This window comes from Photobacterium japonica (assembly GCF_050337005.1).
In the GTDB taxonomy this organism is placed as follows: domain Bacteria; phylum Pseudomonadota; class Gammaproteobacteria; order Enterobacterales; family Vibrionaceae; genus Photobacterium; species Photobacterium japonica.
Window position 1 is genome coordinate 39,701 of sequence record NZ_JAKJSN010000014.1, and the last position, 19,418, is coordinate 59,118.

The 19,418-nt window shown below is 49.6% G+C and carries 19 protein-coding genes and 1 riboswitch; of the genes, 10 read left to right on the plus strand and 9 right to left on the minus strand.

The window, feature by feature from the left end; all coding sequences use genetic code 11:
* Positions 1 to 42: 42 nt before the first annotated feature.
* Together L4C36_RS05870 and L4C36_RS05875 are read right to left on the minus strand one after the other, a co-directional pair.
* Positions 43 to 1,668 (minus strand): ABC transporter substrate-binding protein, encoded by a 1,626-nt coding sequence (locus L4C36_RS05870; RefSeq protein ID WP_428476859.1) that lies wholly within the window; start codon positions 1,666 to 1,668, stop codon positions 43 to 45.
* 441 nt (positions 1,669 to 2,109) lie between these two features.
* The gene (locus L4C36_RS05875) at positions 2,110 to 2,286 is read right to left on the minus strand and encodes a hypothetical protein (RefSeq protein WP_428476860.1); all 177 of its coding nucleotides are present in this window, start codon (positions 2,284 to 2,286) and stop codon (positions 2,110 to 2,112) included.
* 709 nt (positions 2,287 to 2,995) lie between these two features.
* Here L4C36_RS05875 and L4C36_RS05880 point away from each other — a divergent pair.
* On the plus strand, positions 2,996 to 3,412 hold the full coding sequence (locus L4C36_RS05880) for a MerR family transcriptional regulator (RefSeq protein ID WP_428476861.1): 417 nt from the start codon (positions 2,996 to 2,998) through the stop codon (positions 3,410 to 3,412).
* Between the two features lie 95 nt (positions 3,413 to 3,507).
* On the opposite strand, the gene moaE is transcribed toward L4C36_RS05880, so the two are convergent.
* The 4 genes from moaE to moaA form a co-directional block, all read right to left on the minus strand.
* Complete coding sequence (gene moaE / locus L4C36_RS05885) at positions 3,508 to 3,957, minus strand: molybdopterin synthase catalytic subunit MoaE (RefSeq protein ID WP_428476862.1); 450 nt, start codon at positions 3,955 to 3,957, stop codon at positions 3,508 to 3,510.
* Positions 3,958 to 3,959: 2 nt separating this feature from the next.
* Positions 3,960 to 4,205, minus strand: a complete 246-nt coding sequence (gene moaD / locus L4C36_RS05890; RefSeq protein ID WP_428476863.1) for a molybdopterin synthase sulfur carrier subunit — start codon at positions 4,203 to 4,205, stop codon at positions 3,960 to 3,962.
* The gene (gene moaC / locus L4C36_RS05895) at positions 4,202 to 4,681 is read right to left on the minus strand and encodes a cyclic pyranopterin monophosphate synthase MoaC (RefSeq protein WP_428476864.1); all 480 of its coding nucleotides are present in this window, start codon (positions 4,679 to 4,681) and stop codon (positions 4,202 to 4,204) included. Before moaC ends, moaD begins: the two co-directional genes overlap by 4 nt.
* Before the next feature lie 41 nt (positions 4,682 to 4,722).
* On the minus strand, positions 4,723 to 5,712 hold the full coding sequence (moaA, locus tag L4C36_RS05900) for a GTP 3',8-cyclase MoaA (RefSeq protein ID WP_428476865.1): 990 nt from the start codon (positions 5,710 to 5,712) through the stop codon (positions 4,723 to 4,725).
* Positions 5,702 to 5,841: riboswitch (molybdenum cofactor riboswitch) on the minus strand. Its footprint overlaps the gene before it by 11 nt.
* Before the next feature lie 178 nt (positions 5,842 to 6,019).
* Between moaA and L4C36_RS05905 the strand changes: the two genes are divergently transcribed.
* The 3 genes from L4C36_RS05905 to yvcK all read left to right on the plus strand — a co-directional run bounded on the left by L4C36_RS05905 (position 6,020) and on the right by yvcK (position 8,149).
* Complete coding sequence (locus L4C36_RS05905; protein ID WP_428476866.1) at positions 6,020 to 6,247, plus strand: hypothetical protein; 228 nt, start codon at positions 6,020 to 6,022, stop codon at positions 6,245 to 6,247.
* 179 nt (positions 6,248 to 6,426) lie between these two features.
* Entirely contained in the window at positions 6,427 to 7,002 is a 576-nt protein-coding gene (locus tag L4C36_RS05910) for an LON peptidase substrate-binding domain-containing protein (protein WP_428476867.1), read from the plus strand.
* Between the two features lie 244 nt (positions 7,003 to 7,246).
* Entirely contained in the window at positions 7,247 to 8,149 is a 903-nt protein-coding gene (gene yvcK, locus L4C36_RS05915; RefSeq protein ID WP_428476868.1) for a uridine diphosphate-N-acetylglucosamine-binding protein YvcK, read from the plus strand.
* On the opposite strand, the gene L4C36_RS05920 is transcribed toward yvcK, so the two are convergent.
* From L4C36_RS05920 to uvrB, 3 genes are all read right to left on the minus strand, one after another.
* On the minus strand, positions 8,111 to 8,470 hold the full coding sequence (locus L4C36_RS05920; RefSeq protein ID WP_428476869.1) for an Hpt domain-containing protein: 360 nt from the start codon (positions 8,468 to 8,470) through the stop codon (positions 8,111 to 8,113). The two genes, yvcK and L4C36_RS05920, sit on opposite strands and share 39 nt — an antisense overlap.
* Positions 8,471 to 8,488: 18 nt before the next feature.
* Positions 8,489 to 9,925 carry a quorum-sensing sigma-54 dependent transcriptional regulator LuxO gene (luxO, locus tag L4C36_RS05925; protein ID WP_428476870.1) on the minus strand — a complete coding sequence of 479 codons (1,437 nt, stop codon included), beginning with the start codon at positions 9,923 to 9,925 and terminating at the stop codon, positions 8,489 to 8,491.
* A 441-nt stretch (positions 9,926 to 10,366) separates the two neighbouring features.
* Positions 10,367 to 12,403, minus strand: a complete 2,037-nt coding sequence (gene uvrB / locus L4C36_RS05930) for an excinuclease ABC subunit UvrB (protein ID WP_428476871.1) — start codon at positions 12,401 to 12,403, stop codon at positions 10,367 to 10,369.
* 858 nt (positions 12,404 to 13,261) lie between these two features.
* On the opposite strand from uvrB, the gene rsxA reads away from it, so the two are divergent.
* Genes rsxA through L4C36_RS05960 form a run of 6 tightly spaced genes read left to right on the plus strand, consistent with a single transcriptional unit; the run spans position 13,262 to position 19,374 of the window.
* Entirely contained in the window at positions 13,262 to 13,843 is a 582-nt protein-coding gene (rsxA, locus tag L4C36_RS05935) for an electron transport complex subunit RsxA (RefSeq protein ID WP_428476872.1), read from the plus strand.
* A 1-nt stretch (position 13,844) separates the two neighbouring features.
* On the plus strand, positions 13,845 to 14,426 hold the full coding sequence (rsxB, locus tag L4C36_RS05940) for an electron transport complex subunit RsxB (protein WP_428476873.1): 582 nt from the start codon (positions 13,845 to 13,847) through the stop codon (positions 14,424 to 14,426).
* Between the two features lie 2 nt (positions 14,427 to 14,428).
* Positions 14,429 to 16,984, plus strand: a complete 2,556-nt coding sequence (gene rsxC / locus L4C36_RS05945; RefSeq protein ID WP_428476874.1) for an electron transport complex subunit RsxC — start codon at positions 14,429 to 14,431, stop codon at positions 16,982 to 16,984.
* Positions 16,985 to 16,986: 2 nt separating this feature from the next.
* Positions 16,987 to 18,033: an electron transport complex subunit RsxD gene (rsxD, locus tag L4C36_RS05950; RefSeq protein WP_428476875.1), complete on the plus strand. Its 1,047-nt coding sequence runs from the start codon at positions 16,987 to 16,989 to the stop codon at positions 18,031 to 18,033.
* 10 nt (positions 18,034 to 18,043) lie between these two features.
* Positions 18,044 to 18,676, plus strand: coding sequence for an electron transport complex subunit RsxG (rsxG, locus tag L4C36_RS05955; RefSeq protein WP_428476876.1), 633 nt, complete (start codon positions 18,044 to 18,046; stop codon positions 18,674 to 18,676).
* Positions 18,673 to 19,374 (plus strand): electron transport complex subunit E, encoded by a 702-nt coding sequence (locus L4C36_RS05960; RefSeq protein WP_428476877.1) that lies wholly within the window; start codon positions 18,673 to 18,675, stop codon positions 19,372 to 19,374. The genes rsxG and L4C36_RS05960 overlap by 4 nt, the downstream gene beginning before the upstream one ends.
* The last annotated feature ends 44 nt before the right edge of the window (positions 19,375 to 19,418 follow it).

Consider the following 19,418-nt stretch of genomic DNA (forward strand, 5'->3'; position numbering starts at 1 on the left):
CATCCTGAGAGCTGCGCTTATAATCATTTTTCTTGCTGTTTATTAATCAGCAATGATGTACAAATCTTTACTAAAGATGTTGTCTTCTGGGTTGTTTACTGGGTAACCGCCCAACTTCGGGTTCACCAAACGCGCATTCACGTAGTGGTAAATCGGCATGATTGGCATGTCTTTCGCCAGTAACGCTTCAGACACTTTATACGCTTGTGCACGCTCAGGGGCTGACGCGGCTAGCAACGCATTATCCAACTGCTGATCGAATTGCTTGTTGGCGTATTTCGGGTAGTTCTGTGAGTGGCCATCACGCATGATACCTAAGAAGGTTGACGCTTCATTGTAGTCACCACACCAACCAGCACGTGATACATCGAAGTTACCCTGACGCTTGCTGTCGAGGTAGCTCTTCCATTCTTGGTTTTCCAGTGTCGCCGTTACACCCAGTGCTTTTTTCCACATAGAGGCAATCGCCACGGCGATTTTCTTGTGGTTTTCACTGGTGTTGTACAACAAATCAAACTGTAGGGGTTTGTCTTTGCCGTAACCCGCCGCTTCCAGCAAGGCTTGTGCTTTCGCCACACGCTCTTTCTGTGACAACTTGGCGTAATCCGGCATTTCTACGTCTAGGCCATTGGTGGCCAACGGCGTGAAATTATAGGCCGGCGTTTCACCTTTACCTACGATGAACTTGGCAATCACGTCACGGTCAATGGCGTAAGACAATGCCTGACGCACACGCTCATCGTTAAATGGCGCTTTGGCTGTATTGAATTCGTAGTAGTAAGAACACAAGTACGGCGTCACTTTTACGGACTCAGCATGCTGCTTCACCAAACGCTTAAAGTGTTCGTTTGGCATTTCATACGTCATGTCGATTTCGCCCGCCAAGAAACGGTTCATGGCCGCCACTTGGTTTTCAATCGGCAAGAAGGAGACTTGAGTCAGTACGGTTTTTTCGTTATCCCAGTAATGGGTGTTTGGCTTCAGTACGATACGCTCGTTCACCACCCACTTGTCGAGTTGGAACGCACCGTTGCCTACGTAAGTTGCAGGGCTTGTCCACTTGTCACCGTACTTTTCAACCACTTTCTGGTTAACGGGTTTCATCGAGGTGTGAACGGTCATTGCATCAAAGTAAGGCAATGGTTTTTCCAGTTCCACTTTCAACGTATGGTTATCAACCGCGATAACACCCAGAGAGTCAGGCGCTTGTTTACCCAGAATGATATCACCCGCGTTTTTCATGGTGGTCATTTCAAGGTAAGAAGCATAAGGCGAGCCGGTTTTCGGATCGGCAAGACGACGCCATGTATAAACGAAATCGCTGGCTAATACAGGATCGCCATTTGACCATTTCGCGTCTTCACGCAGGTGGAAGATCCACGTTTTGTTGTCTTTGCTTTCCCATGATTTCGCGACGCCACCAATCAGGTTACCGTCACCGTCTTGGTTAACCAGGCCTTCTAGCAAATCACGAATAACGTTAGATTCGGGTACACCAGACACTTTCTGTGGATCCAGTGATTCCACTTCCGTGCCGTTACCACGCACTAATTCTTGCGTCGTTGCTAACGTTACGCCGTCGGGAACAGTTGCAGCAAAAGAGGGAGACGCCGTGGCTGCCATCGCTATGCCGAGTAGCACAGCCTGAGATACTTTATTCTTATACATGCATTCACTCCAACACATCATTTTATTACGTCCTTGAAACTCTTCCGTCGGCGCTCAATAGCAGCAATATGCATATTCTTTATCCTAAACAACACACATCAAACCGAAGATTAGCCCGAAACAGTATCAGCCATCGAAGTAATTTGCCACATTTTGGTTACAAAAACAGACATAATCCTTAATAAGAGCCCTATATGAAGCGGAAGTCTCCATTTGAACAACGGCCACTAGAGGGATCTATTGCAAAACCCATGCTAAGAAGAAATATCCGCCATTTCATCCACGATCAAACCCTTTTTCGCATGATTTATCGCCTTTAAAAATCATTCCTCAGCATAAAAAACCACGTCATTTCACACCAAAACAAACCCACTGCAACATACACGCAAAGCTACAGTCACAAAAAAAGCGCCTCTCGGCGCCCTCTTAGTTACTGTTAGATTACTTATTTTCACTGTCGAGATTAATATTGGGAGGCACTTCATGCCCATCGTTAGCGGCGTTCTCATTCAGTGATTGGCTGTTACCCTCTGATAGCGCTTCGTCAAACAAACCATCATGATTAATGTCTTCCATCATCTGCTTGATACGGCGATTCGTTACTCTTTTATGCTTCATAAGCCCTCCGCGGTTAACCACAGTTAAGATTAATAATCAGCAAAACAGGGGTTTGCTAAGTGTGATCTGGTCGCTTCTTCCTGAAGATGGCATCCCACCTAGTGAGAATTTTTTATGATCAGCTACCAGCGTCTATAAAATATGGCACATAACTTGGCCTTTTGCCGTTATGCCCTCGCAACCGTTCTCATTTTTAATAACAAAAGTGTATATAAAAAACAGCACATAGATTAACTTCTCACATAGTGAGATTTTCATTCGCAATACGTTTCTATAACAGAGCAATAACGCTACTATCATCTTGTTGGCGTATACACCTAATAATAATAGGTTTATCGCTGTATCCGTTTTCGTTCCGTTCCATGTTGAGAGTATGACATCCATGAGACCAGCAGGTTGCGTTTCACGTCCAAGCCCCTCCCGTCACCGCCCCGGCTATGTACCGTCATCGTACAAAACCAAAGATGTTGTTAACGGTGCTAAGTGATACTTTCTAGCCCCTCTCTCAGAGGGGCTAATTTCTTTCTCACCTCCCGTTTTTCCCTGTAACACACCCCCTTCCCTGCTTACCCCTTGTTATTTCAACAGCGCTATGAAATCATTTCTGATGGTCAGGGAATGGCCGCTCGACACTGCATCAATGCCCGTCAGGGGCGCTGGCACCCCATGCAGTGAGACACGCAATACAGTTACGACGAAGGGATGACGGATGCAAACCACCACCACACGCCGCAACGATACCTATTCAATCTCGCAATTGGCTGACGAATTTTCAGTGACCTTGCGCAGCATTCGCTTTTATGAAGATCAAGGCCTGCTTAGCCCAACACGCCAAGGGCACCATCGGATTTTTTCGAGCCGTGATCGCGCCAGACTCAAGTTGATTTTGCGAGGGAAACGGCTGGGATTCAGCCTGTTAGACATTCAAGAATTGTTCAATTTGCACGATGCCGATGTGCGCTCAAAAGGCCAGTTGCAAGCCATGCTCAATACCATTCAGCAACGGCAACAAAAGCTACAGCAGCAGCAAACGGACATTAATTTGATCATGATGGAGCTGAACGCCGCAGAGCGTCAATGCTATAAACAGTTGGGAAAAATGACAAGTAAGCGAGTAAGCGAGTAACTCATCCAGCAAGCACTCGACAAAAAATGTACAAAAAAAGACCGGCCATCGGGCCGGTCTTTCAAGTGATCTTTCAACGCGAATCAACGCAAGAATTATTTCTCTGACCAACGGTCAGCGGCAGACGTATCCGTTTCGCGGGCATCAACCCAGCGGGATTCATCTGGTGTTTGTTCTTTTTTCCAGAACGGTGCGCGGGTTTTCAGGTAGTCCATGATGAACTCACACGCTTGGAACGCCGCGCCACGGTGTGCACTGGTCACGCCGACAAACACGATTTGATCGCCCAACGCTAAGTCACCCACACGGTGGATCACGCGCACTTGCAGTAACGGCCAGCGCGTTTTCGATTCTTCAACAATAGCTTCCAACGATTTTTCTGTCATGCCAGGGTAATGCTCAAGCGATAACCCCGTCACGCTGTCACCTTGGTTAAAGTCGCGCACTTTACCGATAAACGTCACTACCGCACCGGCTTCAGTCCCTTGCGATAAAGCCGCATACTCGTCGGCAACAGAAAAGTCGTCAAACTGAACGGAGATCATACTTAGCCCCCCGTCACAGGCGGGAAGAAGGCCACTTCATCACCGTCTTTGATTTCGCTGTCCAATGCACAAATGGTTTGGTTAATCGCCACCAGCAATTTGCCCGGCTCCAACGCCAATGACCACTTGTCACCTTGTGTGACTAGGTGCTGACGCAATGCTTCCGCCGTGATGAACTCAGCCGCCACTTCCAGACGATCCACACCCACAAGCTCTTTTACTTGTGCAAAGAAAAGAACGTTAATCATGCTTCCACCTTAAAATGACCGGATTTACCGCCTGTTTTTTCTAGCAGACGCACGTGGCTAATCACCATGTCTTTTTGCACGGCTTTACACATGTCATAAATGGTCAATGCCGCGACAGAGGCCGCCGTCAGGGCTTCCATTTCAACGCCCGTTTTACCCGCCAGCTTACAGCATGATTCGATGCGGACTTTATTTTCTGCTTCAATCGCTTCTAACTGCACTTCCACTTTTGACAACAACAGTGGGTGGCACAGCGGGATCAAATCCCACGTTTTTTTCGCGGCTTGAATACCGGCAATACGTGCTGTCGCGAACACGTCACCTTTATGGTGCTGGCCAGAGACAATCAGTTGTAGCGTCTCAGGTGCCATGTGGACGAAAGCTTCTGCGCGCGCCTCTCGTACCGTTTCAGCTTTTGCAGAAACGTCCACCATGTTTGCTTCACCCGAAGCATTAATATGCGTAAATTGGTTCATCCGTTTTTGTTCCAACAGAAAATGAGATAGGAAAGGGCGGCTTAGCCGCCAATAGAAGCTAAATTCGGTGTCATACCGGTATTGCCTTGATCAAGAAAGTGGCTGACCGCCTTCTCGTCCAGACCCGCCTGAATGCGCGAGATCAACGCATCACGCTGATCATCTTGCTGCAGCAAATCGCGCAGATCAATACCGTGATCGCCAAACAGACACAGGTGCAACTTGCCCAACGCCGACACACGTAAGCGGTTACAGCTTTTACAAAAGTCTTTTTCGTAAGGCATGATCAGACCGATTTCGCCCTGATAATCAGGGTGACAGAATACCTGAGCCGGACCGTCATTGTTACTCTTGATCTTCAACAACCAGCCATTAGCGATCAGGTGGTTACGGATACTGGTTCCTGATACATGGTGATTGGTGAACAAAGTGTCCATTTCACCGGTTTGCATCAGCTCAATGAAACGCAACTGAATCGGGCGGGTTTTGATCCAATCAAGAAACTGCGGTAATTGCTGGGCATTCAGATCTTTGAGGAGGACGGTGTTCACCTTCACTTGTTCAAAACCAGCATCAAACGCCGCATCGATCCCGTCCATCACTTTATGGAACATGTTCTCACCGGTAATTTGGTGGAACATTTTTGGGTCAAGGCTATCCACACTCACATTAATGTGTGTCAGACCTGCGTCACGCCATTCCGCCACGTGTTTCGCCATGCGGTAACCGTTCGTGGTGGTCGCCACTTTACGGATCCCCGGCTGCTCAGCCACGGTACGGATGATGTCGGTAAAGTCACGGCGCAAACTTGGCTCGCCGCCAGTGATACGTACCTTGGTTGTGCCGCATTGGGCAAACGCCCCCGTTACCCGCTGGATCTCATCCAGTGACAGGAACGACGGTTTCTTTTTCTCGCCTGGGTGGTACCCGTCAGGCAAGCAATAGGTACATTTAAAGTTACAAACGTCAGTAACAGAGAGGCGCAAGTAATAAAACTTGCGATGATAATTATCTTCAAATGGTTTCGCCACGGAACACCTTTCCAAGTATGGGAGGCCGATGCATTTCTAGATCGACCCTGGTGACAGTATCGTCACTGGCTTTACACGCATATCTCCTCTTGGCGACTTAGCGGATAAAGCTCGGAGCTATGGCAGCTGCACAGTCGGTGTGAACCAAACGGCGTACAACAGCGTAATAGTTATAAAGTATCAGATGATTTGCCAAACAGGCAAACCACAGCAAAAAAATCGTGCTGCATTCTACCGTTCAGTGGTTTTCACGACAATACTACTAAAGGGAATACTGTCAGTTTTTCTTACGACTTGTGAGGATATTATGTCCAACATTATCGAATCTGCGACTATTGATGATATTGCGCTCTATCTGCAACGCGAAGAAGGGCTTAATGCGGCAACGGCCCATGAGCAAGCCAAAATCGTGGTGGATGGATTTACCGACATGCAAACAAAAGGGTTAATCAAAGGCTGGTACTTTGACGAACAGAGCCATTTAGAGCTGCTACCGAGTGATAATGCACTGAGAATTATCGCAAACCAAAAATGATTCGCATTTTGCATCACGCTAACGGTTATTCGTTGCAGATTGCTAATCAAAACCAAGCTAACAATGACCATATAAATAGACAAGGGTTACGCATACAGGTTTTAGGTATTTTTTTATCGGTATCGTTTTTAGGCATTACATTTGCAACTCCCTTACATAGACAACGTAAGGAGATAGCAATGAAACAAACGATACCGCTACTTTTTCAAAAACGTCACATTCTTCCCGGCGGTCGCATTCCTATCCGCGTCGCGCCTGGCATGCAAATGGAAGCATTTAAAGCCGCCCTCAAACAAGGTGACAGCTTCGGCATCTGCATGTTTGATAAAGATGATACCGGACATCACTTTTTCAGTGTAGGTACGCGTGTCACTGTCGAAAATTTTGACACTTCCCTCCATGATGGCACCTTGATTGTCACCGTGGCCGGCCATGAAGCTTTCCAGATTGATAATCTGGAAGAAGACGATTACGGCTTTTTCACCGCAGATTGCGACACATTGCCGCAGTGGCCTGAGACCGCCGTTCGACAAGATCAAGAAATCCTCGCTGATAAACTCAAGCAGATGTTCCAAAAGCACCCTGAATTAGATGATCTGCACGAAGATAAACAATTCCATAATTTAAGCTGGCTTTGTCAGCGCTGGCTCGAACTGCTGCCCGTGCCTCCCAGCGAAAAACAAATGCTGATCCAATCACCCAGCTGCCAAGACACCTACGACTACTTGATGAGTATCATGCAAAAACCCCACTGATCGGTTTTCTGTACGCTTTCGATTTTCTTGCTACCGCTGTTGTCTTTTCACCCTCTCCCCACCTTGGGATGAGGGTGTTTTTTGTATCGTCCTTCCGACCGCTATCAATTTTGATGAAAAAGCATTCAATAAAAGCATACCAAACGTGATTAATATACCAGCATGCCGACGGGGGACTGTATTCAGGGCAAGCAAAGCAGTAGACTGCAGATTCTTTTATATTGATCACACCATTTGATGAATCATGTCTAACTCAACAGGGAAAAATCCAACTCAGACCAAAATCGTAGCGATCGGTGGCGGTCATGGACTTGGGCGTATTTTATCGGCATTGTCCGATTACGGGAGCAATGTCACTGGGATTGTGACCACGACCGACAATGGCGGCTCGACGGGTCGTATTCGTGCATGCCAAGGCGGTATTGCATGGGGTGATACGCGTAACTGTATTAACCAGTTAATCACTGAACCTTCCGTCGGTTCGATGATTTTTGAATACCGCTTTCGTGGTAATGGTGAGCTCAATGGGCATAACCTTGGCAACCTGATGCTAAAAGCACTGGATAATTTGTCGATCCGCCCCCTTGAGGCGATCAACTTAATCCGTGACATGCTCAAAGTGGAACCCCATATTCTGCCTATGTCGGAGCATCCTGCGGATCTGTCAGCCATGACTCCTGAGGGGGATATTATCTGCGGGGAAACCAGTGTGGATGAATTGCTGGCCGTGCCACAACGCTTATACGTTGAGCCTGCGGTACCGGCAACGAAAGAAGCGGTAAGCAGTATTCAAGACGCCGATATTATTTTGCTTGGCCCCGGCAGCTTCCTGACCAGCGTGATGCCGCCGTTGCTGCTGGAAGAAATGAAGATTGCGTTGCGTAATTGTCGTGGCAACATCGTCTTTGTGACTAATCTGGACAAAGAAAAAGGGCCAGCGGGCATGATGAGTCTGCAGCAGATGCTGCATTGGTGTGAGCGTGCGATGGGTGGGCGTGCCGTCGACTCCGTACTGACGGACAAACAGCAGGATATTGATGCAAAGTACCACCAACACATTACGGTACTTGCATCATCCAATCATGAATGGCGTCATGATCGCGAGAAACTACGACAAGCAGTTGATCGGATTATCATGGCTCGCTAACTGTCTATATTCCGTTGCCACCTGCTCTACCATCTGCCGATACGTCGGTAGATGGTCTTCCATCCATTGCTCTTGCCCCTGTTTCACGCGAAATTCACATTCCTGCGCCATCATCGACAACTCATCAGCACCAAAACTTGCAGCACTGCTCTTGATTGAGTGGCTAATATCCCTCACCTGAGCCAAAGAGGGTTGTGCTGATAACTGTTGAAAGAACTGATCCAACTCATCACTGAACATATTCAACAAGAGCAATAAGGTATCCTGACCCACTTCATCCGCCATACGCTTAATTGTGTCAGCATTCATTGTTGTTGCCATGCAATCCTCTCCCTACAGTTAACCTTGCGCTTCCTGCCAGGTTTGTAATTTACGGTAAATCGTTGATGGACTGACTTCCAAAAGTCCGGCGGCACGTGGAATATTGCCATCACACGCATCAATCGCCGCCTGAATGGCCCGTTTTTCTACGACCCAAAGTGGCTCTACCTGTGACTTATCCACGCTGTAAGGCATCATCGGTGACTCAATGCTCGGCATATCACTCGATTTATCCCGATGAGCAACAAAAGACGATGCAAGTTTAACGCCACCATTATTAATCGGCGGCGGAACCATCGGCAATGTCACTTCTTCGCCACTATTGAGCACCACAATATTACGGATGACGTTTTGCAATTCCCGTACATTCCCCTGCCAGTGATACTGCTTAAACAAGGCAAGTACCTCTGAGGAGAACCGGCTGAAGTTTTTCCCTTCTTCCAGTGACATCAATGCTAGCAAAGCGTGAGCAATTTCCAGCACATCCTCACCCCGCTCACGCAATGGCGGTAACGTCACCGGGATCACATGCAGGCGATAGTATAAATCTTCACGGAAGCGGCCTTCTTGCACTTCCAGCCACGGATTGCGGTTAGTCGCACAAACAAATCGAACATCGACGGTATGGGTTTTGGAGGCACCGACTTTCTGGTAAGTCCCGGTTTGAATAAAACGCAGCAATTTGCTTTGCAAATCCAAATCCATTTCGCAAAGTTCATCCAGAAACAGGGTGCCTTGATTGGCGAGCTCAACGGCCCCTTGGCGCTCTGTCGACGCCCCGGTGAACGCCCCTTTGACGTGACCAAACAATTCACTTTCAATCAATTCTTTCGGTATCGCCGCACAGTTTAAGGCAACAAACGGTTTGTCATTACGCGGACTGGCAGCATGCACCGCTTCCGCACACACCTCTTTACCGGTCCCACTTTCCCCCGTAATGAAAACCGTGGCTTTACTGGACGCGGCCGATTCAATCACACGGTACACGGCCTGCATCGGCAAACTGTTACCAATGAAACCTTGGTATTGTGCCCCGCCTTGTTTAGAGGATGACGGTGATCCGGTGTCTTTTTGATCGTCTTCTTTCAGCGCATTATTCACGGTGACACGTAAGCGGTCGGCTTCGCATGGCTTGATCAGGAAATCTTTCGCGCCATAACGCATCGCTTCCACCGCCACATCAATCGACCCATGCGCCGTCATGATCACCACGGGAATATCACCATACTCCCGCTTCACCGCTTCAAGCACTTCCATGCCCGTCATGTCCGGTAAACGCAGATCCAAAAGGATCAAATCCGGCGTGGTCTCCTTCACAAATGCCAGGGCGTCAGAGCCTGAACCTACGATTGTGACGGCCACGCCCAATGGATTAAGGTACGATTTATACAGTGCCGCAACAGACACCGTATCTTCCACCATTAACACTTGCCGCTGCCTCGGTTTGCTCTCCATTGCCCCCTCCCAATCCTATTGCTCTTTACTAATTGTAATCAAAAGAAAAAAATGAGTATCACTTTTTTGTCCTGCTCGCCATGTTAGGGTCATGGTCGCTTTTTCATAATGAATCGCATAATGATTCGCATAATGCAAATACACAGTGATTTTTTACACCCGCAAAATGAAAATGTTTGCGCCAAGCCAATAAAAAAGTGCAATTAAATCGGAATAGAAAAGTTGGCACGTAGTCTGCATTACTTATTATGACTCTTCCTAGAGTCAACCTAGCCAACTGACGTTGTTTGTGGATTTTTTCACTAAAACAATGACGCCAACCGAACTGTTTATCGGTTGGCTTTTTTTTGCCTGAAATTTGGTTCGTGCACACGGCAGAAAAGAGGCTCAAAGGCTGGAAGCACCCAGAACAAGCGCCCTAAGTGCTGTATTGTCGACAAGTTAACTGTTGGCGATAAACTGCTCTCGCAGGGTATGGATCTTGTCACGCAACTCTGCGGCTTGCTCAAACTCCAAGTTCTGCGCCGCGTCATACATGGCCTTTTCTAACTGCAAGATTTCCGTTTCAAGCTGCTGTGGTGTCAAGGTGGTATACGTTGCTTTTTGCTCTGCCACTTTATGTAGCTGCGCCGCACGGTTCACTTTTTTGCCTTTCCCTGTCCCGCCCAATTCCATAATGTCTGACACTTTTTTGTTCAAGGCTTTCGGGACAAAACCGTGCTTTTCGTTATAAGCGATTTGTTTGTCGCGACGACGATTTGTTTCACTGATGGCGCGCTCCATCGACCCCGTGATCCGGTCGCCGTATAGAATGGCGCGCCCTTCTAAGTGACGGGCCGCACGACCAATGGTCTGAATCAATGAACGCTCAGAACGCAAGAAGCCTTCTTTGTCTGCATCCAGAATCGCCACCAGAGAGACTTCCGGCATATCCAGGCCCTCACGCAGCAAGTTAATCCCCACCAATACGTCAAAGACCCCCAAGCGCAAATCACGAATGATTTCGACACGCTCAACCGTATCAATATCAGAGTGAAGGTAACGCACTTTCACGTCATGCTCAGCCAAATACTCGGTTAAGTCTTCCGCCATGCGTTTGGTTAAGGTCGTCACCAATACCCGCTCACCTTTCGCTTCTCGAATACGGATTTCAGACAATAAGTCATCCACCTGTGTCGTAACCGGACGCACTTCGATTTGCGGATCCAGCAACCCCGTAGGGCGGATCACCTGCTCAGCAATATCCTCACCGGATTTTTCGATTTCGTATTTGCCCGGCGTCGCAGAGATATACAAGGTTTGCGGCGCCAGTGCCTCAAACTCTTCAAACTTCAACGGACGGTTATCCAAAGCAGACGGCAAGCGGAATCCGTACTCCACCAAGTTTTCTTTACGGGAACGGTCACCACGGAACATGGCGCCAATTTGTGACACCGTTACATGCGACTCATCAATGATGAGCAAGCCATCTGCCGGCAGGTAATCAAACAAGGTCGGTGGCGGCTCACCCTCGGTGCGCCCACTGAGGTAACGGGAGTAGTTCTCAATCCCTGAACAGAAACCCAATTCGTTCATCATTTCGATATCAAATTGCGTACGCTGTGAAATCCGCTGCTCTTCCACCAGCTTATTGTTGGCCAGCAGCTGGGCTTTACGTTGTTCAAGCTCCACTTTGATCCCTTCAACGGCCTCCAACACTTTTTCACGCGGGGTCACGTAGTGGGTTTTCGGATAAATAGTGCAACGCGGCATATCCCGCTGCAAAATCGAACCGGTAAGCGGGTCAAACTGGCTGATGCAGTCTACTTCATCGTCAAACAGCTCAATACGCACCGCTTCTTTTTCCGATTCTGCCGGAAAAATATCAATCACTTCCCCACGCACACGGAACGTACCGCGCTCAAAAGCCATGTCATTGCGGGTGTATTGCAGCTCAGCCAGTCGACGCAGAATATCGCGCTGATCCAGCACGTCGCCGCGTCGAACGTGCAGCATCATCTTTAAATACGAATCCGGATCACCCAAACCATAAATGGCCGATACCGAGGCAATAATGATGACATCACGCCGCTCCATTAAGGCTTTTGTCGCTGACAGGCGCATTTGCTCGATGTGTGCGTTTACCGACGCATCCTTTTCAATAAAAGTATCGGTTGTCGGCACATACGCTTCCGGCTGGTAGTAGTCATAATAAGAGACGAAGTACTCGACAGCATTGTCCGGGAAAAACTCTCGCATTTCGCCATAAAGCTGCGCCGCCAAGGTTTTATTGGGCGCTAAGATCAATGTCGGCCTATCGACGGTCGCAATCACATTGGCGACGGTAAAGGTTTTCCCCGTACCGGTCGCACCCAGCAACGTTTGATGCGCTAAACCTGCATCTAACCCTTTCAGTAACTGGTCGATCGCCGTGGGCTGGTCACCGGATGGCGAATAGGGTGATGAAAGTTTGAACGACTTACTGGCAGGCTTTTCCATAACGGTACCGAACTGGTTGGATAAACAGTGTATCTATTCAAACTACCTCAATATCTGCCTTTGAGCGAGAATTTCTTGATTCAGTACAAACGAAGGCAAAGCAACAAATAAAAAGGCGATTAATGCTTGAATGGTTTTTCATCAAGGCGTATTATCAGCGCCCGCAACATAGCCAATCCCCATCAAATTTGTGCAAAATACACGCATTTATACCCCTTAAAAATACCGTTATACCCTTTTTGCCCACAAGTTATTCAAGGCTTGATATAAATCAATTCACAAGCAAACGATATCCTTTTTTTCCTTTCTGCTATTCTTAAACCTCATTTTTTTGTCTGTAGAAGTATCCCAAGATCCCCCCAATTACAGCGTTTTATTCCTTATTGCTCATTTGTTTGTTTTTTGAACAACTTGCAAGAAGCACGCGCATTTACCCTTGTTCCTCAGTATCCATTAACACACTTATCCACAGTTTCCGTGGATAAGTATGCTAACTCCTTGTGTTATCAGGGCTGGGGAAAAGCAAGCTCTTTGTATGATAAAATTTCTTGTTCTTTATGAGTGATTTTATTTATGGAAATTACTGCCCGCCCGTCTTCTTTTTCCCTTGACCGTATTGTTCAAGCCTCGCTCAACGCTATACACAAAAAGGGATCGCGATATTGAATGTTTACACCGACATTCCGCTCAAACACAATCCATATCATGACTGAAATCTATTGTTGATTTCATCATTTTCTCCGCCATTTGGCTGCCGGGAATGGCCGTTAATGGCAAAAACCCTGCTCCGAGGGAGTTGTTAATGGGGGCACAAAGGAAGATAATGTAAGGATCTTTTGCAAACAGTATTTTGATGGTATGACTGAATACCTACTCCTCCTTGTCGGTACCGTGTTGGTTAACAACTTTGTACTCGTAAAATTTTTAGGCTTATGCCCCTTCATGGGCGTCTCCAAGAAACTGGAAACCGCGATTGGTATGGGGTTAGCCACCACGTTCGTACTGACCTTGGCGTCTGTGTGTGCGTATCTGGTTGAAACCTATATCTTGGTTCCGCTTGGGATCCAATACCTGCGCACCCTGAGCTTCATCTTGGTGATCGCGGTGGTCGTGCAATTTACCGAAATGGTCGTGCACAAAACCAGCCCGACCCTGTACCGCCTGTTAGGGATCTTCTTGCCGTTGATCACCACCAACTGTGCCGTATTGGGTGTTGCCCTACTGAACATCAATGAACGTCATAACTTCATTGAATCCGTGATTTACGGCTTCGGTGCTGCCGTCGGTTTCTCCCTTGTCTTGGTCCTGTTTGCTTCCATGCGCGAACGCATTGCAGCGGCTGATGTACCGGAACCGTTTAAAGGGGCGTCCATTGCGATGGTCACCGCTGGCCTGATGTCGCTGGCGTTCATGGGCTTTACTGGATTGGTGAAATTGTAAGATGAGCGGATTACTTATCGCGGTGATTGCCATTGCAGCACTTGCCGCTATCTTTGGTCTCCTGCTGGGCTTTGCGTCTATTCGCTTTAAAGTCGAGGCTGACCCTATTGTTGAGCAAATCGATGCGATCTTGCCGCAAACCCAATGTGGCCAGTGTGGTTACCCGGGGTGTCGCCCGTATGCCGAAGCCATCGCCAATGGCGATGCCATCAACAAATGTCCGCCGGGCGGTCAACAAGCCATTGAAAAACTCGCTGATCTCATGGGCGTTGAAGTGCAAGATTCTGCCCATGACGCAGAAAAAAGCCTCAAGAAAGTCGCTTTTATTCACGAAGATATGTGCATTGGTTGCACCAAATGTATTCAAGCCTGTCCGGTCGATGCCATTGTCGGCGGCACCAAGGCCCTGCATACCGTGATAAAAGACGAATGCACCGGTTGTGATTTGTGTGTGGCACCTTGCCCGACGGATTGTATTGAGATGATCCCTGTTGAAACCACGCCTGATAACTGGAAGTGGGATTTAAACCAGATCCCAGTGGTGAACCTGCCTGTTGACAATAAAGAAAGCGCGGTGAAGTAAACATGCTGTCAATTATCGAACAAATTAAACAAGGTCAGCTGTGGGACTTCCCGGGCGGTATCCACCCGCCTGAAAACAAAACCTTGTCCAACCATACACCGATTATTCACGCGGGCATTCCTGACGAATTAGTGCTGCCACTGAAGCAGCACATTGGTACCAAGGGCGACATTTTGGTTGCCGTCGGCGATCAGATACTAAAAGGCCAACCGCTGACCCAAAGTGACATGAGCATGTGTGTGCCTATTCACGCGCCGACCTCAGGCACGGTTACCGCGATTGAACCCCGTACTACCGCGCACCCATCCGGTTTGACGGATCTATGTATCGTGATCAAAAGCGATGGTCACGACACGTGGGCACCCCAACAAAAAATCACCGATTACACGGCCATGGCGCCGGGTGATCTGATCGATATTATCCGCTTTAGCGGCATTGCAGGTTTAGGCGGTGCAGGCTTCCCCACTGGGCGTAAGCTACAAGGCAGCTTGGGCTTGACAGACATCATGATCATCAATGCGGCCGAGTGTGAGCCTTACATCACTGCCGATGACCGTTTGATGCAAGATTACGCGCAAGAAGTCATCGAAGGTATTCGTATTCTGCGTCACGTCGTCAGCCCTAAACTGACCTTGATCGGTATCGAAGATAATAAGCCGGCAGCGATCAAAGCGCTTGAGCAGTGTGTCTCGCCAGAAGACAACATTCTGATCCGCGTGATCCCCACCAAATACCCGTCAGGCAGCTCCAAACAGCTGGTGAAATTGCTGACGGGCCGTGAAGTCCCATCCGGTGGCCGCTCTTCAGCGGTTGGCGTAGTTGTGCAAAACGTGGGAACCGCCTTTGCGGTAAAACGCGCGGTGATCGATGGCGAGCCTTTGATTGAACGTGTCGTCACCTTAACAGGTGAAGCCTTTAAAAACCGTGGCAATGTGTTTGCCCGCTTGGGCACGCCCGTGTCCTACCTGCTCGACACCTACGGCTACCAACCAGATAAGAAATACCCACGCGTGATCATTGGGGGATCCTTGATGGGCTTTACCCTCCCCCATGCCAATGTGCCCATCACGAAAATCACCAACTGCATTCTGACCCCTAAGCGCCGTGAACTGCCGCTGCATAATCACGAAATGGCCTGTATTCGCTGTAGTGCCTGTGCCGATGCCTGTCCAAGCTCTCTGTTGCCTCAACAGCTGCAGTGGTACGCCAAAGACCAAGACTACGCCAAGTGCGAAGAGTACAACCTGTTCGACTGCATTGAATGCGGTGCCTGTGCTTACGTGTGCCCAAGCGAAATTCCACTGGTGAATTACTATCGCCAAGCCAAGGCGGAAATCTACGCACGTCGTCAAGATGAAGCCAACGCTGAGCGTGCGAAACAACGCTTTGAAGCCAAGCAAGCCCGCTTTGAACGCGAAAAATCCGCCCGTGAAAACCGCTTCAAGAAAGCCGCTGAAGATCGCCGTAAAGACATGGCTGCCACCGGCGGTGATGATGCCGTGGCTGCAGCGATTGCTCGCGTAAAAGCCAAACAAGCGGCTGCTGCATCAGGCGAAGACAACGATAAGAAACCGGCGGTGGCCGCGGCGATTGCCCGCGCTAAAGCCAAACAAGAACAAGCGGCACAAACCGCCACAACCACATCGGCGCAACCCGATAATGCTGAAATGGCGAAGCTGCGTGAACAACGCAAGCGTGAAGCCCGCGAACGTAAAGCCGCGAAATTCGCTGCCGACCAAGCATTAGCCGCAGAACACGCCGACTCGGGTAAAACCAAAGACGCCGTCGAACCTACGGATCCGAAGAAAGATGCTGTGGCGGCGGCCGTTGCCCGAGCCAAAGCCCGCAAGGCCGCACAAGCAGCTGAATCGCAAACCGAGCCGTCAGCAGAAGCCAAACCGGTTGAAGCAAAAACATCGGCTGATGCGGATCCGAAAAAAGCCGCTGTCACCGCTGCCGTTGCTCGTGCTAAAGCCCGCAAGGCTGCGCAAGCTGCTGAATCGCAAAACAAGCCGTCAGCAGAAGCCAAACCGGTTGAAGCAAAAACATCGGCTGATGTGGATCCGAAGAAAGCGGCTGTGGCGGCGGCCGTTGCCCGAGCCAAAGCCCGCAAGGCCGCGCAAACAGCTGAATCGCAAAACGAGCCGTCAGCAGAAGCCAAACCGGTTGAAGCAAAAACATCGGCTGATGCGGATCCGAAAAAAGCTGCTGTGGCGGCGGCCGTTGCCCGTGCTAAAGCCCGCAAGGCCGCACAAGCCGCTGAGTCGCAAACCGAGCAACCTGCTGAAGCAGAAACATCCGTTGATATGGATCCGAAAAAAGCCGCTGTGGTAGCTGCCGTTGCCCGCGCTAAAGCCCGCAAGGCCGCGCAAGCAGCAGAATCACACACAGAGCTATCAGCGGAAACCAAGCCTGCTAACGTGAAACCCGCTGAAACCGACGCACCCGCTGCTTCGGATCCGAAAAAAGCCGCTGTGGCTGCTGCCGTTGCCCGTGCCAAAGCACGTAAGGCCGCGCAAGCCGCTAAAGCCGCACAAGAAAACAATGAGGAAAACTAACGGTGGCGTTTAATATTACCAGCTCACCCCATGCCCATAACCGCCGCAGCACCAGCAGTTTAATGCGTACGGTCATCCTTTGCACCTCACTGGGCGTTGCTGCCCAGTGGTATTTCTTTGGTTGGGGGGTATTAATCCAAGTGGCTCTGTCAGCCTTGCTGGCCGTGGTTGCTGAAGCGGCCGTTTTGTTGCTGCGTCGTCGCCCATTAGTGCCGTATTTACGTGATAATACCGCCCTGTTAACCGGTGTATTGATCGGCTTGGCTATCCCTCCGTTAGCCCCTTGGTGGATCAGCGTCATTGGTGTGCTTTCTGCCATCATCATTGCCAAACACCTGTACGGCGGATTAGGGCAAAACCTCTTCAACCCCGCTATGGTGGCTTACGTGGTCTTGCTTATCTCCTTCCCACTGCAAATGACAACCTGGCTGCCGCCATCATCCCTGAGTGCCGAGCCCGTCAGCTTTATTGATAGCTTGTCAGCCATCATGACAGGCTTCACGCAAGACGGTTTCAGTGTCTACCAGCTGCGAATGTCAGTAGACGGCGTCACCATGGCTACCCCATTGGATACGCTAAAAACCTCACTGACCACCGGCCACACCACCACAGAGATTCTGGCCGGCCCCGTCTTCGGCACATTGGCCGGTATTGGTTGGGAATGGGTCAACATCGGCTTTTTGATCGGTGGCCTGATCCTGCTAAAAATGCGTGTGATCCAGTGGCACATCCCCGTCGGTATGCTCGGTGCTCTGTTTGTGATGAGCACACTGGCATTTTTGATCAGCCCTGATACCGCCGGTTCTCCTCTGTTCCATTTGTTCTCCGGCGCCACCATGCTCGGTGCGTTCTTTATTGCCACCGATCCGGTGACGGCATCGACCACGGTAAAAGGCCGCTTGGTCTTCGGTGCTCTCATCGGTGTATTAGTATATTTGATCCGTACCTTCGGCGGTTTCCCCGATGGCGTCGCGTTTGGCGTTCTGCTGGCCAATATGTGTGTCCCGATGATCGATTACTACACTCGCCCACGCACCTTTGGCCACTAGAGGAACTACCATGCTGAATGCAATGAGAAAAAACGGTGGCGTATTGGCAATTTTTGCCCTGCTATCGACCAGTTTGGTTGCGGTCACTCACTTAATGACGGCCGATAAAATTGAAGAACAGCAGCAAAAGCAACTGCTGACAATATTGAACCAGGTGATCCCTGCTGCTAATCACGACAACGAGTTATACAAAAGCTGTACCTTGTTGACCGATGAAGCCGCACTGGGTACCACCGTGCCCATGCCCGCTTACATCGCTGAAAAGCAGGGGCAAAAAAGTGGAATGGCGATTGAAGCCATTGCACCAGACGGCTACAGCGGTGCGATTAAACTGATTGTCGGGTTAGACCAACAAGGTGTGGTCACGGGTGTGCGCATTCTCAGCCACAGCGAAACGCCGGGGTTGGGTGACAAAATTGAAACCCGCATCAGCAATTGGATCGACAGCTTCACCGGTAAAAAAGTGAACGGGACGGATGATGCACGCTGGGCTGTACGTAAAGACGGCGGCGACTTTGACCAGTTTACGGGCGCAACCATCACGCCGCGTGCGGTTGTCGGTGCCGTGAAGCGCGTGTCGCTGTACTACCAAGCCAACCAAGATCGTCTTTTCGCACAACCACTGAACTGCCAGGGGGAATGAGTGCCATGAATACTGAATTAATGAAAAACGGGTTATGGAACAATAACCCGGCCATCGTCCAGCTATTGGGCCTGTGTCCCCTACTGGCGGTTTCCGCGACCGTCACGAACGCCTTAGGCCTCGGACTGGCGACCACGGCAGTATTGGTCGGCTCTAACTTGATAGTGTCATTGGTCCGCCAATGGGTGCCGTCTGAAGTGCGTATTCCTGTGTTTGTGATGATCATCGCCGCACTGGTGACCTGCGTCCAGTTACTGATGAATGCCTACACCTTTGGGTTGTACCAGTCCCTCGGCATTTTCATTCCATTGATTGTGACCAACTGTATCATCATCGGCCGCGCGGAAGCCTTTGCATCGAAGAACAGTCCTATTCCGGCAGTGCTTGATGGCCTGTGGATGGGATTGGGCATGACTGCCGCCTTAGTCGTACTGGGGGCATTACGTGAAGTGTTGGGGAACGGTACCCTATTTGACGGCGCTGATCGTCTGCTCGGTGACTGGGCTTCATCACTGCGTATTGAGATCTTTACCTTTGATAGCAGCTTCTTACTGGCCATCTTGCCACCCGGTGCCTTTATTGGTGTTGGCTTTATGATCGCGCTAAAAAATGTTATTGATAAGAAACGCGCGCAAAAAGCGACTCACTCACAAACGAAGCCAGTGATTGAACGTGCCCGCGTAAGCCCGACCGATTAATGCCATGATGACGCTTCAACGATTGAGCGCGAATCATTGATCGG